This window comes from Alysiella filiformis, assembly GCF_014054525.1.
Lineage (GTDB): Bacteria > Pseudomonadota > Gammaproteobacteria > Burkholderiales > Neisseriaceae > Simonsiella > Simonsiella filiformis.
On record NZ_CP059564.1, the window covers coordinates 2,082,593 to 2,099,697 of the forward strand.

General features: G+C 46.4%; 17 protein-coding genes. 9 read left to right on the forward strand and 8 right to left on the reverse strand.

What is annotated here, in order from left to right:
• Positions 1-6: 6 nt before the first annotated feature.
• From H3L97_RS10245 to H3L97_RS10265, 5 genes are all read right to left on the reverse strand, one after another.
• The gene (locus H3L97_RS10245; protein ID WP_097113374.1) at positions 7-852 is read right to left on the reverse strand and encodes a hypothetical protein; all 846 of its coding nucleotides are present in this window, start codon (positions 850-852) and stop codon (positions 7-9) included.
• A gap of 134 nt (positions 853-986) precedes the next feature.
• Positions 987-1,778 (reverse strand): enoyl-ACP reductase FabI, encoded by a 792-nt coding sequence (gene fabI / locus H3L97_RS10250; RefSeq protein WP_097113373.1) that lies wholly within the window; start codon positions 1,776-1,778, stop codon positions 987-989.
• 240 nt (positions 1,779-2,018) lie between these two features.
• Entirely contained in the window at positions 2,019-2,369 is a 351-nt protein-coding gene (locus tag H3L97_RS10255; RefSeq protein ID WP_097113504.1) for a RidA family protein, read from the reverse strand.
• 456 nt (positions 2,370-2,825) lie between these two features.
• Positions 2,826-3,866: a porin family protein gene (locus tag H3L97_RS10260; protein ID WP_097113372.1), complete on the reverse strand. Its 1,041-nt coding sequence runs from the start codon at positions 3,864-3,866 to the stop codon at positions 2,826-2,828.
• 192 nt (positions 3,867-4,058) lie between these two features.
• Positions 4,059-5,231, reverse strand: a complete 1,173-nt coding sequence (locus tag H3L97_RS10265; RefSeq protein ID WP_097113371.1) for an extracellular solute-binding protein — start codon at positions 5,229-5,231, stop codon at positions 4,059-4,061.
• A 191-nt stretch (positions 5,232-5,422) separates the two neighbouring features.
• On the opposite strand from H3L97_RS10265, the gene H3L97_RS10270 reads away from it, so the two are divergent.
• Entirely contained in the window at positions 5,423-6,091 is a 669-nt protein-coding gene (locus H3L97_RS10270) for an HAD family hydrolase (RefSeq protein WP_097113370.1), read from the forward strand.
• Positions 6,092-6,095: 4 nt separating this feature from the next.
• Here the strand turns inward: H3L97_RS10270 and H3L97_RS10275 are convergent, their stop codons facing one another.
• Positions 6,096-6,710, reverse strand: coding sequence for an HAD family hydrolase (locus H3L97_RS10275; RefSeq protein ID WP_097113369.1), 615 nt, complete (start codon positions 6,708-6,710; stop codon positions 6,096-6,098).
• A 29-nt stretch (positions 6,711-6,739) separates the two neighbouring features.
• Between H3L97_RS10275 and H3L97_RS10280 the strand changes: the two genes are divergently transcribed.
• From H3L97_RS10280 to H3L97_RS10290, 3 genes are all read left to right on the forward strand, one after another.
• The gene (locus H3L97_RS10280) at positions 6,740-7,651 is read left to right on the forward strand and encodes an AraC family transcriptional regulator (protein WP_097113368.1); all 912 of its coding nucleotides are present in this window, start codon (positions 6,740-6,742) and stop codon (positions 7,649-7,651) included.
• Positions 7,648-8,184, forward strand: a complete 537-nt coding sequence (locus tag H3L97_RS10285) for a DUF2726 domain-containing protein (RefSeq protein ID WP_097113367.1) — start codon at positions 7,648-7,650, stop codon at positions 8,182-8,184. The genes H3L97_RS10280 and H3L97_RS10285 overlap by 4 nt, the downstream gene beginning before the upstream one ends.
• Positions 8,185-8,280: 96 nt before the next feature.
• Complete coding sequence (locus tag H3L97_RS10290; protein ID WP_097113366.1) at positions 8,281-8,751, forward strand: outer membrane lipoprotein; 471 nt, start codon at positions 8,281-8,283, stop codon at positions 8,749-8,751.
• Between the two features lie 64 nt (positions 8,752-8,815).
• On the opposite strand, the gene greA is transcribed toward H3L97_RS10290, so the two are convergent.
• Together greA and H3L97_RS10300 are read right to left on the reverse strand one after the other, a co-directional pair.
• Positions 8,816-9,292, reverse strand: coding sequence for a transcription elongation factor GreA (gene greA, locus H3L97_RS10295; RefSeq protein WP_097113365.1), 477 nt, complete (start codon positions 9,290-9,292; stop codon positions 8,816-8,818).
• Between the two features lie 231 nt (positions 9,293-9,523).
• Entirely contained in the window at positions 9,524-10,033 is a 510-nt protein-coding gene (locus H3L97_RS10300) for a hypothetical protein (protein WP_097113364.1), read from the reverse strand.
• Between the two features lie 234 nt (positions 10,034-10,267).
• Between H3L97_RS10300 and sodA the strand changes: the two genes are divergently transcribed.
• The 5 genes from sodA (at position 10,268) to H3L97_RS10325 (ending at position 17,099) form a co-directional block, all read left to right on the forward strand.
• On the forward strand, positions 10,268-10,888 hold the full coding sequence (sodA, locus tag H3L97_RS10305) for a superoxide dismutase [Mn] (protein WP_097113363.1): 621 nt from the start codon (positions 10,268-10,270) through the stop codon (positions 10,886-10,888).
• Between the two features lie 115 nt (positions 10,889-11,003).
• The gene (argG, locus tag H3L97_RS10310; protein ID WP_097113503.1) at positions 11,004-12,344 is read left to right on the forward strand and encodes an argininosuccinate synthase; all 1,341 of its coding nucleotides are present in this window, start codon (positions 11,004-11,006) and stop codon (positions 12,342-12,344) included.
• 88 nt (positions 12,345-12,432) lie between these two features.
• Entirely contained in the window at positions 12,433-12,837 is a 405-nt protein-coding gene (tagD, locus tag H3L97_RS10315) for a glycerol-3-phosphate cytidylyltransferase (protein ID WP_097113362.1), read from the forward strand.
• A gap of 9 nt (positions 12,838-12,846) precedes the next feature.
• Positions 12,847-14,121 carry a tetratricopeptide repeat protein gene (locus tag H3L97_RS10320; protein WP_097113361.1) on the forward strand — a complete coding sequence of 425 codons (1,275 nt, stop codon included), beginning with the start codon at positions 12,847-12,849 and terminating at the stop codon, positions 14,119-14,121.
• Between the two features lie 5 nt (positions 14,122-14,126).
• Positions 14,127-17,099, forward strand: a complete 2,973-nt coding sequence (locus tag H3L97_RS10325) for a CDP-glycerol glycerophosphotransferase family protein (protein ID WP_224446352.1) — start codon at positions 14,127-14,129, stop codon at positions 17,097-17,099.
• Positions 17,100-17,105 lie beyond the last annotated feature (6 nt).

The following is a 17,105-nucleotide window of genomic DNA, read 5'->3' on the forward strand; positions in this document are numbered from 1 at the left end:
AATTCCTTATTTTTTAAATGTTTTTTCTTGATATGAAATCACGCCTGTGTCGTTTGTTTCAGGCAGCTTTTGTTCGTCCAAAATGCGTTTGACCACGTCCACATCTTCCGAATCGGCGGTGGGTGGAGGGGTGTCGTCATCGTCATTTTGGGGGGATTCGGTTTCAGGCGGCAAGGCTTTTTCGCTCGGCTCATTGATTTGATGACGCGGCATTTTCCAGTCATTAACGGTTTGTTTGAGCAAAACCGCATCGCCAATTTGGGGATAATCCATGCTTTCCTCTTCCTCGCCACCGCTTACCGACACCACCTGCACCAAAACTTGCCGACTTTGCGCTTGCGCCACCGCCTCGCTCACCCAAGCATCGTGGGCAACGGGTACATCAACGCGCACGGTTTCATCGGCATACAAAATTTGTGGCAAAACAATGGGTATGGCAACATCTTGCGCCACATTGTCTGGCTTGCCATTCAAACGCAAAATGGCATTCACATGAATCGCCTTAATCGGAAAATGACCTTGATTTTTCAAAACAATTTGTACATCAGGCGCACCTGTACGATAGGCAAATTCGCCACGCACAATGGCAACATCATTGCCCTCGCTGGCGGCGGCATTGAGGGCGGGATTCACGGCAAAATTCACATTATCAGCCACATTGCCAACCGCGCTGCTGCTGGGCGACAGGCTCAAATCATTCATGGGCAAATGGGGTTTATTGGAAGGCACTTGCGTGTTGATGTCGGACGCGCCGCGTTCCACGTTCATGATGAAATTGATGCCCACCACCGCCGTTGCCGCAAACACCGTCAGCACACACACGACAAGCAGCCATTTGATTTTTGGATTCATGGCAATGCCTTTTGAGTTGAATTGGACGCTATTTTAACAATGCTTGCCCATTTCAGGCAGCCTGAAACGCAAAAAAGTCGGTAAAAAAACCGACTTTTTTTATCTGAAAATGGGGTTTCAGGCTGCCTGAAAAATCACGCTTCCTCGTCCACGCTCAAAGCGTTGATGCTGTAACCACCGTCCACATAAGTGATTTCCCCCGTGATGCCCGATGCCAAATCCGACAGCAAAAATGCAGCCGTATTGCCCACTTCATCAATGGTTACGTTGCGGCGAAGGGGATTTTGCGTTGCCACATGATTGAGCAATTTACCAAAATCGGCAATGCCCGCCGCCGCCAAAGTTTTAATCGGGCCTGCGGAAATGCCGTTGCAGCGAATGCCCTCTTTGCCCAAGCAGGCTGCGGTAAAACGAATGCCTGCTTCCAAACTGGCTTTTGCCATGCCCATCAAATTGTAGTTTGGCACAGCGCGAACCGCACCCAAATAGCTCAACGCCAAAATGGACGCATTGCGACCTTGCATCATGGGGCGCGCGGCTTTTGCCAATGCAGGCAGGCTGTATGCGGAAATTTCATGGGCGGTGCGGAAGGCTTCGCGCGACATGCCATCTAAAAAATCGCCGCTCAACGCCTCTTTGGGCGCAAAGGCGATGGCGTGAACCAAACCGTCCAAGCCGTCCCAATGTTGGCGCAAATCGGTAAACACTTGCTCAATTTCTTCATCGCTTTGCACATCGCAATGAAACACCAATTCCGAACCCAATTCAGCTGCCAATTTGCGTACGCGGTCTTCCAATTTGTCCACCGCAAAGGTAAACGCCAATTCTGCGCCCTGCTCACGACAAGCCTTGGCAATGCCATAGGCAATGGAACGTTCGGAAATCATGCCCGTAATCAGGATTTTTTTGCCTGCTAAAAATGCCATTTTGTCTTCCTTCAAAAATTTGGTTGGCGAAAAATAGGGCGATTATACCACGCCCCCATTCAGGCTGCCTGAACATCAGAACCTGTATTCACAATCTCAATAGCTTGCTTTTATCGCCACTTCATGCGCCTACTGCGTTGGCTTTCCACGCCAATATATTCAATATTGGTGTGAAAAACCGCCTTGTATTCGCAAGAATTGACAATAAAATCAAGCCATCAATTTTATGAATACAAGTTCTCACTTTTGCACAGCCGAAATTTTGATTTCCACTTTCCATTCTGGTTTGGCAAGTTTCGCCTCCACACAAGCGCGGGCTGGGGGATTTTGCGCGTCCACCCAAGCGTCCCAAGCGGCGTTCATGCCATCATAATCTGCCAAATTGGGCAAGAAAATGGTCGCCTCCAAAATATGTGCTTTGTCCGAGCCGCATTGCGCGAGCCAATGGTCAATTTGGCGCAACACATCGGCGGTTTGCGCGGTGATGTCGCCCTCCACTTCGGGCACCATGCCCGCCAAAAAAACAAAGCCATTTGCCACCACCGCCTCCGACAAACGGTGATTGCTGCCAAAACGTTGAATTTGCGCCATGATTTTCATCTCCAAAATCAAAAATAAAAATACAGTCGTTTCAGGCGACTGACTTTTTAAAAAAGTAAGCCAAACACTTCATAAAAAATTCATTTTATTTTTTAAAACAGTATATTATTGCTTTCAGGCTGAAACCTTTGCAAAACCCACTTGCAAGCTGACGTAGGGGCGGATTTCATATCCGCCATTTTTTCAATTTATTGATAAAAATGAAAATTGCCACAAGCTCAAACGGGGCAGATATGAAATCTGCCCCTACGAACCGATTTTTGCAAAAGTTTCAGGCTGCCTGAAATATTTGTTTAAAACGAAACCGTTTAGCATTCATTTATTTGGCTTACTTTTTTAAAAAGTAAGTTGCCAAAGGCAAAATGTTTTTTATCGCGTTAATGAAAGGCTGCCTGAAAGAATCGCCCCTTTCAGGCAGCCTGACAATCATTTTACAACACCATCAAATCAGAATTTGTATTGCAAACCTGCGCCCAAGTAGTGATTGCCTTTCCAAGTGGCATAGTTTTTCTTGGACGATTTGAAGTGGTGGTCATAATCGGCACGCAAAGACACATTGTCGTTGAAGTGGTAGTTCAAGCCCACACCAGCCGTTGGCACAGTGCGTTTGTCTTTGTAGTTTTCCAATTCTTTTTGTTTGTGTTGGGTTTCAGCCGCACCCACTTTGGCAAACAAGCGGAAATTGTCGGTAAAATCTTTACCCAAAGTCAAACGACCGCCATACACTTGATTGGTGATGTCTGCGGCTTGTTTCAGGCTGTCCACATATTTGTGTTTTGCGCCAGTTTGATAGAAGGCTTCTGCGCCCAAGTATTTGTTGAACTGTACGCCCACACCCGCTTGACCAGCAAATTTGGTTTTGCTGCCAGACAATGAAATTTCAGGACGTTCCAATTCCACTTTTTCATTAGCCGCACCCACAGTACCAAACACATAGGGGCGCAAGCCAGCCGCTTTTGCCAACACAGGGGCAATAATGGCAGGTGCTGCGGTTTCTTCAACAACAGGAGCAGCTTCTTCTTTGGCAACAGGAGCAGGAGCCACCACAGCGCGTGGCGCATTACCCGAGAACCAGTTGTCGCATTGACCCATGCTCACGCGCAAAGCTTTGCCTTGTGCATCCAAGTAAACATTGATGGGCATATCTGGGCTAAATGGCACATATTTGCCTTGCAAAGCGGTAGAAACGCCATCGCGACCCAATTTACGCGCTGCGCCCAAATCACACGCACCGTGTTTGTATTCTTCGCCCAAATCGCTGATTTTGGCAGAAGTAACGCTTTTTTCGCCTTTGCGAATCAAGGGCGATTTGTGGGTAAAGGTTTGGTAGAATTTGGCTTCGCCAGCCAAAACAGCCGCATCACACTCGGCGGCGGTGTCGTAACCCACGTTACCGTGTGCGTCTGTTACCACACCAGCTTGTGCGCCAAATGACGCAAATGCTGCGCTCAACACGGCTGCAACAGAAAATACTTTTACAGTTTTCATCAAAAAAACTCCTAAAAAATGGAAAAAACGGTGCCAATGCGACACTGTGGGCAATTCTACTGGTTTTCGCTGCTTATGCCTTTCAGTCAGCCAAAAATTTACAAAAACAAACGCAATGATTCACATTTTTACAACAAAACCGCCTGAAAACGCCAACAAACGCGCTTTCAGGCAGCCATTTTTAATGGGAAATCATTTGCCCATTTTCAATTTTGCCCACAATGAAGTGGTTTGTTTTTTGGTTTCGTCCGACATTTGTGGCATCACAAAACCGTTTGCCATGTCTTCTGCTGTGGGGAAAATGGAGCGGGTTGCCACCAAATCTTTGTCCATTTTTTCACGAGCAGGCAAGCTGGCTGGGGCGAAAGTGACCGCATTGCCATTTTTGGCGGCAATTTCGGGGTCAAGCGTGTAGTTGATGTATTTGTGGGCATTGGCAACGTTTTTCGCGTCATGCGGAATCACCCACGATTCCACCCACACGCCCATGCCTTTGGGGGTTAAAACTTCAATGCCCACATTGTTTTTCACTTCTTCGGAGCGGGCTTTTGCCAAGTTCAAATCGCCACCATTGCCTGCGGTTAAGCAGATGTCGCCACGCGCCAATTCGTCAATGTACGATGCGCTAAAACGTTTCACATCGGGACGAATGGCTTGCAACACGGCTGCGGCGGCTTCCACATCGGCTGGGTTGGTGCCTTTGGGGTCTTTGCCCAAATAATTCAACACAATGGGGAACATTTCGCTGGGCGTATCCCACAGGGCAATGCCGCATTGTTTCAATTTATTGGTGTATTCGGGTTTGAACAGCAAATCCCAACCGTTTTCAGGCAGCGTACCGCCCAAAATTTCTTTGCCTTTGGCGGTGATTGCCAAAGTGTTTACGCCTGAAAAATAAGGCACAGCGTATTCGGTGGCTTTGGGGTCGGCATCGTTGAGCAATTTGAGTAAAGCAGGGTCAATGTTGCCATAATTGGGAATCAAGTCTTTGTTGATTTTCTGATAAGCACCTGCTTGAATTTGGCGTGGCAAAAAGGCAATACCTGGAACAGCCAAGTCGTAGCCCGATTTGCCTGTGAGCATTTTGGATTCCAAACCTTCGTTGCTTTCATACAAATCGTAGGTCAGTTTGCTCAAACCTTGATTTTTTTCAAAGTCTTTTACTGTGCTTTCATCAACATAGTTAGACCAGTTGAAAATGCGCAGTTCTTTGGTTTCAGGCAGCGCGTTGGCGGCAACGCCCGATGCAGCCGCCGCACCCGATGCGGCTGGTGCTGCGGTTTCAGCAGTTTTATCGGCTTGTTTGCCGCCACCGCAGGCAGCCAAGGCAAACAACACAATCGTGCTTAACAGGGTTTTTTTCATTTATCTTCTCGCTAGTTAGAAAGATTTAAAGCAGAACAATGTTGCCATCAACATCATTCCCAATGCCCCCAAAAATGTTTTGGGGTTCGGCATTGTAGGTTTTTTGTTTGGAAAAATCAAGGAATTGTAAAAATGGATTATGCATATGAAACAAGTCGGTTAAAATGCGACTATTTGACAGGAATAACCGTATGATTAACGCAGTTTTGTTTGATTTGGACGGCACGCTTGCCGATACGGCGTTGGATTTGGGCGGTGCGCTCAATGTGCTGTTGCGCCAGCGCGGGCTGCCTGAACGGGACATTGCCGATTTGCGCGTTCATGCCAGCCACGGTTCGGCGGCGTTGATTGGTTTTGCGCTGAACATTGCGCCCGACCACCCCGATTTTGAGCGTTGGCGACAGGATTATTTGGCGGCATACGAGCAATGTTTCACACAAAATCCTGTTTTATTTGATGGGGTAAATGAATTATTGGGCGAACTGGCGGCGCGTGGCATCAAATGGGGCATCATCACCAACAAACCTGCCACCTTCACCGACCGCCTTGTGCCACACCTGAATTTTGCCACACCGCCCAGCGTGGTGGTCAGTGGCGACACTTGCGATGAAGCCAAACCCAGCGTCAAACCGATGTTGTACGCTTGCGAAAAGCTGGGCGTGCTACCTGAACATTGCCTTTATGTGGGCGACGCGCAACGCGATATGCAGGCTGGCAAAAACGCCCAAATGCACACCGTGTTGGCAGAATGGGGCTACATTGCGCCAAACGATGATGTGGACAGTTGGTTGTGGGATTATTCAGCGCGTTCCGTATGGGAAGTTTTGGATATTGTGGACATCATTTGTTCACAAGATTGATGGCTTACTGAACGCGCACAAATTGCCCCTTTTTGCCCAAAAAACCCTGTGCCGCTTGTTGCAACATGGGCAAATCCACCGCCGAATCGCTGTATGCCACGCTGTTTGCCCAACAGTTTGTGCCAAATTGGGCTTCAATGCGGCGAACTTTACCCCAATCGTGGCAATTTTCGCCGTCCACGCGCCCCGTCAGGCAGCCTGCAACCACCTGCAAGCGTGTGCCCAGCACCGCGTCCAAGCCGTTTATTCTGCCCCATTCGTGCAAATAAATTTCGGGCGATGCGCTGACCAACACACAAAAATCGCCACGCGCCTGATGTTCGCGCAACACCTGCATACCCGCAGGCAAAAGCAATTCAGGCAGCCTGAAACGCGCAAAATCATGCGCCACGTTTTGCACCGCGTCCCATTTTTGCCCCGCCAAAAATTCGGTAAACACCGCCTCCTTGGCGCGAAGATTGCTGGCACACCCCAACAAATACGCCAACAAAACAGGTGATTGACGCAACAATTTCGCATAATAATCAGCGCGATTGGCACAAGCATATTTTAAAAAAGGCAACACCGTATCGGTGCGCGTGAGTGTGCCGTCAAAATCAAAAAAAGCAAATTTTTTCATCAATACAATTTCACAAATGGGTAAAACTCATGGATAGCCTCGCCAAATTGATACACTTTTCCCAAATTTCAGGCAGCATCAATGTGATGTGCCAATTTAAAGGCGATTGGTATGTGCAACACGGTCGCCAATGCGGACAAGGCATGGTGCATTTTGTCAGCAGTGGTTCGGGCTACATTCAAATTGGCGACCAAGCCCCACAACGCCTACAACAAGGCGATTTGATTATGTTGCCACGCTCTACCGAACACATTTTGAGCAGCAATGCCCAATGCGACAACCCCCAATCCACCCCCAGCCAAGTCCAAATGGGCGCATTCACCATCAAATCCACCCAAGGCACAGACGATGCCAAATTGAACCTGTTTTGCGCCAATTTCGCCTATGAGCAACACGCCGACTTGTTCGCCAGCCTGCCCGAAGTGTTGTACATCAACACCCACACGCAGGAATTCAAGCACTTGCTTTCGCTGTTGCAACAAGAATCGCAGCAAAATCAAGCCGCGTCCAGCCTGATGGTTGATGCGCTGATGCAGGTTTTGCTGATTTTGGTGTTGCGCCGCTACATTGACCAACAGCCCAAATTGCCCACAGGCATACTCAACGGCTTGCAAGACAAACGTTTGCGCGTGGTACTCAACGCCATTTTGGCGCAGCCTGAACAAGATTGGTCGGTTGATGAAATTGCACAAATGGCGTGCGTGTCGCGTTCGCAACTGATGCGTTTGTTCAAGCAACACATTGGCATTAGCCCACACGCTTTGGTCAATCATTTGCGTTTACAGGCAGCCGCCGTGCGTTTGCGCCACAGCAGCGACTCGGTGTTGCAAATTGCTTTGGGAACAGGCTTTCAATCCGAAACCCACTTTGGCAAAGCATTTAAAAAACAATACGGTATGCCACCAGGCGTGTATCGCAAAAACACGGAGCAGCCCGAATGAACATCAACATTTGGCTCACCCTATTGGGCATATTGGGTGTGATAATCGGGTTGATTGCGCGAATCAAATCGCGCCACCCCATTGCCCCCGCGCCCACCGAACGCCCCAATCCCTTTGACGGCAACACCCCCCTGCCCTATGCCCACCGCCCCATTATGACGCAAACCGAATTGCAGGTTTACGACAAATTGCTCCAAGCCCTGCCCGATTACATGGTGTTTGCCCAAGTGCAAGTGTCGCGCGTGGTGGAATCGCCGCCCGAAGACAATTTGTATTGGTTCAATTTCATCAACCGATTGAGCTACGATTTTGTGGTTTGCCGCACCGATGGCACACCCATCGCCGCCATTGAAATTGACGATGACACCCACAACATACCAGAACGCCAAGAAACCGATACCCGCAAAGATTTGGCAACCCAAGCCGCAGGCATCAGCATGTTGCGCTGGGAAGTGCGCGACATTCCCACCAAAAACCAAATCCGCCAAAGCATTGAACAAATTGACGCACAATTTGACCACAACGTTGTGTAAAAAATCGGTCGTTTTGTGTTTAATCGTGTTGATGTGGCTTGTTTCAGGCAGGCAAACGCGGTATTTTCCCCTTTTTTCACAACAAGGACAAAATTCATGCAAGCCAAAACCTTATTTCAAGCCAGTTGCCTTGCCATCGCCCTGACATTGAGCGCGTGTGCCAACACCGATGTGTACAAAGGCAGCGTGTACACAGGCGAACAAGCCAAAGAAACACGCAGTATCAGCTATGGCACGATTGTGTCGGTGCGCGAAGTGAAAATTCAAGCCCCATCAAGCGGTATCATTGGCTCAATCGGTGGAGGTGCGATTGGCGGCATTGCGGGTTCGGGCATTGGCGGCGGTCGTGGCAGCGACATCATGGGTGCGGTGGGCGCGGTGGTGGGTTCGCTCATCGGCAACGCCATTGAACAAAAAGCCAGCCAAGCCACTTCGCTGGAAATGGTGATTCGCAAAGACAGTGGCGAAGAAATTGTGGTGGTGCAGAAAAAAGAATTGGGCTTAACCCAAGGCAAGCGCGTTCGCATTGTGGGCAATGCCTCTGATGTGAATGTGTCGCCCTTGTAACCGACACAAAAATAAGCTGCCTGAAAAGTTTTGAATGGCTTTTCAGGCAGCTTTTTCATGCAAATCAAATGTATTGCACATTCAAAATTTCATATTCGCGCAAACCGCTTGGGGCTTGCACTTCGGCAACATCGCCCGCTTCCTTGCCAATCATGGCGCGGGCAATGGGCGAACTCAAAGAAATGCGCAATTTTTTGATGTCGGCTTCTTCATCGCCCACGATTTGGTAGGTGGTTTCTTCGTCTGTGTCCAAATCCAACACCGTTACGGTTGCGCCAAACACCACTTTGCCATCGGCGTTCAATTCGCGTGGGTCAATGATTTGTGCATGTGATAATTTGCTTTCCAATTCGGCAATGCGTCCTTCAATAAAACCTTGACGTTCTTTGGCGGATTCGTATTCGGCATTTTCCGACAAATCGCCATGCGAACGCGCCTCGGCAATGGCGGCAATGATTTCAGGACGCGCCACGCTTTTGAGTTGTTGCAATTCTTTTTTAAGCTGTTCTGCGCCTTGCACCGTTAAAGGGATTTTTTTCATAAAAGCCAATTCTCCAAAAGCAGCCCAAATGCAGGCTGAAAATTGCCCGACCATTGCGTGTGGCAACAATCGGGTCGTAAAAATAAGAAAAAACGCAAGCCACCCCAAAAGGCGGCTTGCAAGTTGAATTTGCCCATTGTATCAAATTCAAGGGCTGATGACAATTCGTTTCACGGTTGTTTTTGCGTCAAAATGACTCGGCTCCGCACGCCAATTATCATCACGCATCATTTATTTCAATGGTTTCATGTTCATGTATTCCAACAGGAAATTGGTAAACGCGGGATTGCTTGGGCGGCTGGACATATTGCCCCAACGCTGTTGCCAGCCACGCAAGGCGTTTTCCACATAGGCTTTGGATTGGGCGGTGTCAATGATACCGCGTTGGCTGTCCACCGCCGCACGCAAATACACTTCATACACGCTGTCGTCAATGCTGTTGCTGCCCACCAAGTTCAGGCGGAATCGGTTTAAATATTGGGCTGCCTGAACTTTGGTGATTTTTTTCTCATGCACTTGTGTGCCTAAACGTTGGGCTTCGGCACGGATTTTTGCCACGTCTGTCCAGTGATTGGCTGCCAATTTGAACTGGGCTGATGGGCTTTCGCTTTGGCGCGATAAGCCCGAATAATCAGGCGTGGGATTGCTGCTTGTGGTTTGCACAACGGGGGCGGGTAATTGCACACACGCACTCAATGCCATTGCCAATGCGCTCATCGTTAAAATCGTTTTTATCTTCATAACACACCCTAAAAATTCATTAGTTTAAAATTAAACGCGAATGTTATCCGATTAGCGCACATTTGAAAATACCTTTTCAGGCTGCCTGAAAATGATTTTTGCCATTTAAATAAAAGCCATTATCATAAAACAATTATTTGATTGATAAATGGAAATTATCGCACTTGCCACAACGCCCATCACGCATTATGATTGGCTTTTTCAACCCCACTTCAACACACAGAAGGAAAACAAATGGCTTACACCTTACCCGAATTGGGCTACGCCTACAACGCGCTTGAACCCCACTTTGACGCGCAAACCATGGAAATCCACCACAGCAAACACCACCAAGCGTATGTGAACAACGCCAATGCCGCTTTGGAAAGCCTGCCCGAATTTCAAAATTTGAGCGCGGAAGAATTGATTGCGCGTTTGGCAGAATTGCCCGCCGACAAACAAACCCCCTTGCGCAACAACGCAGGCGGACACGCCAACCACAGCTTTTTCTGGCAAGGCTTGAAAACAGGCACCACACTTTCAGGCAGCCTGAAAGCCGCCATTGAACGCGATTTTGGCAGCGTAGAAAACTTCCAAGCCGAATTTGAAAAAGCCGCCGCCACACGCTTTGGTTCAGGCTGGGCGTGGTTGGTATTTGAAAATGGCAAATTGAAAGTCGTGTCCACCGCCAACCAAGACAACCCCCTGATGGGCGCAGCCATTGCAGGCTGCTCTGGCACCCCCATCATCGGCTTGGACGTTTGGGAACACGCCTACTACTTGAAATTCCAAAACCGTCGCCCCGATTACGTTAAAGAATTTTGGAACGTGGTAAACTGGGACGAAGCACAACGCCGTTTTGACGCAGTAGCCTAATTCCCCATTTTGCAAAATAAGGCTGCCTGAAACCCCTTTTCAGGCAGCCTGATTTTTTGACTTTTTCCAGTATTTAGATGATAATATTGGCATTTCATTGCAATATTTAACCCATATCATGAGCAACGCCACCATTTTACAAAATCTCCCCACAGGACAAAAAGTCGGCATCGCCTTTTCAGGCGGATTGGACACATCAGCAGCATTATTGTGGATGAAACTCAAAGGCGCCAACCCCTACGCCTACACCGCCAATTTAGGGCAACCTGACGAAGACGACTACAACGCCATTCCCGAAAAAGCCAAACAATATGGCGCAGAAGTCGCACGCCTGATTGATTGCCGCGCCCAGCTTGCCCACGAAGGCATTGCCGCCATTCAAAGCGGCGCGTTTCACGTTTCCACAGGCGGTATGCCCTATTTCAACACCACCCCACTCGGTCGCGCTGTAACAGGCACCATGTTGGTTGCCGCCATGAAACAAGACGATGTACACATTTGGGGCGATGGCTCAACCTACAAAGGCAACGACATTGAACGTTTCTACCGCTACGGCTTGCTCACCAACCCAGCCTTAAAAATCTACAAACCATGGCTCGACCAACAATTCATTGACGAATTGGGCGGTCGCCAAGAAATGTCCGAATTTTTGATTGCCAACGGTTTTGACTACAAAATGTCAGTAGAAAAAGCCTATTCCACCGATTCCAATATGTTGGGCGCAACCCACGAAGCCAAAGATTTGGAATTTTTGAACACAGGCATCAAAATCGTCAAACCCATTATGGGCGTGGCGTTTTGGGACGAAAATGTCGCCATCAAAGCCGAAACCGTAAGCGTGCGTTTTGAAGAAGGCGTGCCCGTGGCATTGAATGGCACAGAATTTGCTAGTCCAGTAGATTTGTTTTTGGAAGCCAACAAAATCGGCGGACGACATGGCTTGGGCATGAGCGACCAAATTGAAAACCGCATCATTGAAGCCAAATCACGCGGCATTTACGAAGCCCCCGCAATGGCATTGTTCCACATCGCCTACGAACGCTTGCTCACAGGCATTCACAACGAAGACACCATTGAACAATACCGCATCAACGGTTTACGCTTGGGCAGATTACTGTATCAAGGACGCTGGTTTGACAGCCAAGCCCTGATGTTGCGCGAAACCGCCCAACGTTGGGTGGCAAAAGCCATTACAGGCGAAGTAACGCTGGAATTGAGACGCGGCAACGACTACTCAATCCTGAACACCGAAAGCCCCAATTTGAGCTACGCCCCCGAAAAATTGAGCATGGAAAAAGTGGAAAATGCCGCATTCACACCGCTTGACCGCATTGGACAACTGACCATGCGCAATTTGGACATTGCCGATACACGTCATAAATTGGGCGTTTATGCACAAACGGGTTTGGTGCAATTGGGCGAAGGCTCGGTGATTCCCAAACTGGAAAATAAATAAATCATCATTATTATCACAACAAGCAGTCTGAAAAACACTTTCAGGCTGCTTAAATTCCAACTTTGGATTGGGTAAAAAAGGAATACCAATGAAAAAAGTCATCACTTATGGCACGTTTGACTTGTTGCATCACGGTCATATCCGCTTACTGCAACGCGCCAAAGAACTGGGCGACCACCTAACTGTGGCGGTATCCAGCGATGAATTCAATTTGGGCAAAGGCAAAGTATGTGCCTATCCCTACGCCGAACGCGCTTATATTGTAGAAGCCATTAAATATGTTGATTGTGTGATTCCCGAAACATCATGGGAACAAAAAATCCGCGATATCCAAGAACACCAAATTGACATCTTTGTGATAGGCGATGATTGGGCAGGTAAATTTGATTTTTTAAAAGAATATTGTGAAGTGATTTACTTACCGCGTACCGATGGCATTTCCACCACCCAAATTAAAGAAGCATTATCCAGCCCCCCAACTGAATACAAATAAGACATTAAAGTGCCTATTTTTCATTTTTTTATCACAAAATTGCAACAATGTGAAATCATCAGGCTGATTGTACAAGTTTACAAACATTTGAATAACATTGATGTGGCATGGAAATGGCGTTTCTATCCAACGCTTTTTCGCATTATTCATGATTTGACCATTCCTTTGCATGAACGTGTATGCAAAAATTGTCAAATCCTGCTGAATCAAGGTGTGCATATTGGCGATTTTTATTTGGCACAAAGCCTATTGCTGCAAAATCAACTGGATAAAGCCGAATACCACATTACCCGTTTTTTACATCATTACCCAACCCACTCAGATGGGGTATATTTACTGGCAGAAATTAAACGCAGAACCCAACAAAAACAAGTCGCATTTGAACTGCTCAAAAACATTTTAACCCACAATAAACGCGGTAAAACTTGGCAACATTTATCCAACTTGGTAGATGATTCATCTGATTTTGAACAATTTTATCATTTATTTACCCAAGCCCATCCCCATCATAACCAGCAGGCACTGGCGTATGATTTAGCATGCCATTTATCCAATGCGGCAGTACGCGCCCAAAATACCCAATTTGCCTTATCATTTTGGCGGACACAATATCGCCTCTCACAAGGCAAACCCAAATTACAGGCAGCCAAACCACCCATCACACGCCAATACAATGATAAAAAAGCCGCCAAAGCATTGGGCGATTTAAAAGATTATTTTGACCAACGCCATATTACTTTTTTTCTGATTAGCGGCACCCTGCTCGGCTGCATTCGCGAAGGCAAACTGCTCAAACACGATAAAGACATTGATATTGGCGTGTGGGATAACCATTCCGTTGAAGATTTGGCGAACATCATTCACAACAGCGGTTGTTTTCATGTTTTGCCCATTTATTCAAATGATATTTTGGTTATTCGCCATGTTAATGGCGTTACCATTGATATTTTTATTCATTATCGCCAAGCCGATGATTATTGGCATGCCAGTGGCAAAAGTCAATGGCACAATTCGCCGTTTGAATTGCATACTTACTCATTTTTAAACCGCGAATACCTGATTCCAGCCAATTACGATTTGTATTTAACCGAAAACTATGGCGACTGGCATACCCCTCAACTGAGTTTTGACAGCACCCTAGATACCCCCAATATGACGATTATCTCAGAACCTGAATTTCTGATTTATCTGTATAAAAAAATGACCTTTGCCGTGCATTCTGGCAAAAAGCCGTCTGAACGCCATTTAAACGTTTTGCGGCAACACGGCGAATTTTTGGATTAACAACAATGATGAAACACTTAAAAAACGCCTACCATCACATTACTGCGCCAGCAGGCTATCATCAAGGCTTGGCGTTGTACAATCAAAAAAAATGGCAAGCGGCTTTGGAAGCGTTTCAAAGTGCCGATGCAATCAACCCCATTCATGCCAAAAATGCCTTTAAACTGGGTTTGTGTCATTTAAAATTGGGCAATTTGCACGAGGCTCAATATTATTTGACCCAAGCTGTTGAGCTGGCACCTTACAATCAACAATGGCAAATTCAACTTGAACAATGCCAACGCCAAATCGAATACAAAACCCAAGGAGCAGCTTCGGCTGCCACCCAACCCGTTGTGGTGCCACGCATTCATCAAAGCGGGGAAACACAATCATTGGGCATTTCACTCAAAAAAAAATTATTGCTTATTCCATCTGACTACAATCATCGCGTGATGGCGGATATTGATTCATTTATTGAATATTATAAAAATGATTTTAATATCTATATTATTTTGCGTCATTTAAATGAAGATATTGTTTATCGCAGCACCCACACTTTGGTTAAAAATGGCTCATCATTTGGCGAATTTTTGAAATTCACTGCCGATTATGTGATTGATGCTGGCACAATGAATTACGGCTACCGCATTACCGATACCAACACTTGGGTTTCGGTGTGGCATGGTATTCCGTATAAAAAAATGTTTGTGGATTTTGATGTCAAACATTTGGCAACCGCCATTCGCTACAATCTTGCCTACGATTGCATGATTTCCATGTCGGATTTTTATACCGATGTGTTTTTGCGTGGCGCAATGCGCTACGATGGCAAAATTTTGCAATTGGGTTGCGCCAAAACCGATAAATTATTTCAAAAAGAAGACAATCAAGGTCGTTTAAAACGCCTGTTTCAGAGTATCAGGCTGCCTGAAAATGCCAAAATCATTCTTTACGCCCCCGACTTTCGTCAATCGGGCGAGATGGTTTTGCCATTTGACGCAACACGCCTGCTGGCAACGTTTGGTCAAGATTACTGCCTGTTGGTTTTATTGTCATCACAAACCAATACCGCACCTGCCAATAGTCCTGAAAATGTGTATTACACCGCCGATTTGAACGACAGCGATGCCTTGCTCATTGCCGATATTCTTATCAGCGATTATCACACACTCATATACACTTTTGACCAATACAATCGCCCTGTGGCATTGTTTCATCATGATTATGAAACATTTGCCCACAGCCACCCCCAACGTCATCAAGAATTGCGTATTTTGTCGCGCCGCCCATTTAGGGCAGAAAATGAAGACGAATTGTGTGGCTTGGATTGGACAAAACTCAAACAATACAGTTTGGATTTTGCCCTGCACGAAAACATTGGCTCGGCATTTTTAAAAACCACTTTGGGCATTCCGCACAATAAAAAAATCATTTTTTATGCACCAACTTTTCGTAAAGCGGGTGCCATGCCTTTGCCGTTTTCGCCCCAAAAATTGTTGAACGCATTGAATCATGAATATGTCATCATCACCAAATTGCATTACCTGAATCATCTTGACCAGCGTTATGACAATGTGATTGATTGCACATCTTATTCCAATATTGCCGATTTGATGAAAATTTCAGATATTCTCATCAGCGATTATTCTTCATTGGTGCTGGATTTTGCTTTATTGAATAAACCCATTGTGTTATTTCAATATGATTACGCAGATTATATGCAACAACGTGGTGTGTATTTTGATTTTGGCGATTATTTGCTGCCTGAACAGATTGTGCAAAATGAAGATGAACTGTATCAACTGAATTGGCACAATTTAAGCAGCAACAACCACAAAATCATCAATACCTTTTATCCATTAGAAGACGGTCAATCCACCCAACGCATTGTGGATGCTTTGGCATTCAATAAAGATATGCGCCATGGCAAAGACATCATTTTTTTGGTCAATGAACTCAACCAAATTGGGGGTGTGCATACATTTTTGAAAAACATGGCAAAACATTATAAGCAAAAATACAATTCGCGTATTTTTGTGATTGCCATTCGTGAATTTGCCGAAACAAACAGTGAATTTCATCAATTACAAAGCCCTTATATTGACTTTAAATTGTCGGCACAATATTTAAATGGTGCATGTGCCAATATTTTGCAAAATACTGATGGCATTGTGATTGCCCTGCAATTTTCGGCACAACTGCATTTTCAAAAATATTTGACCCACGCCAAATCGGTATTGATGTTTCATGGCGATGTGAAAGACATGATTTCGCGTGAATTATATGCCCCACACTTGGGCTGGCTGAATGAGGGCAAATTGTACAATTATCGCCGTTTGTTGCTTTTAACCCAATCGGCGGTGGATTTGTTGCGCCCACATTTGGTGGCAGAAGTGCAAAATAAACTGGGCTACATGCACAATTCCATTGACGCGCAATATTGCCCTCTTGAACCTCGCAACCCCTTGCACACCGCCGTTATCAGTCGCCTAGATGCAGACAAAAATATTTTCAGCATGATTGATTTGGGCAAAGAAATTGCCAAGCAAAATGCCAATATTGTGGTTCACATTTATGGCGATGGCGAATTGAAAGATGAATTTCAGGCAGCCTTAAATCAAAATGGCTTACAAAATATCCTCAAATTGCACGGTTTTGAAAGCGATAAAGAAAAAATCTTTGGCAACAGCGATTCTTTGCTGCTGATGAGCAAATCAGAAGGTTTTCCACTTGTGGTGCTGGAAGCTTATGCACACGCTCGCCCTGTCATTGCCTTTGATTCATTCACATCGGCACAGGAAATCATCAAACACGGCGAAACAGGTTATTTAACGGCATATGGCGATTATGCCGCCATCATTGCAGCCATTCAAAATGCCCATACTTTATCGCCACAAGCCATTCAAGCCACATTTGAGCAATTTTCCAATGCCCAAATTTTTGCCAAATGGGATAAGCTGATTGGCGAATTGGATGCCGAAGCCAACCAAGCATAAGAGCAA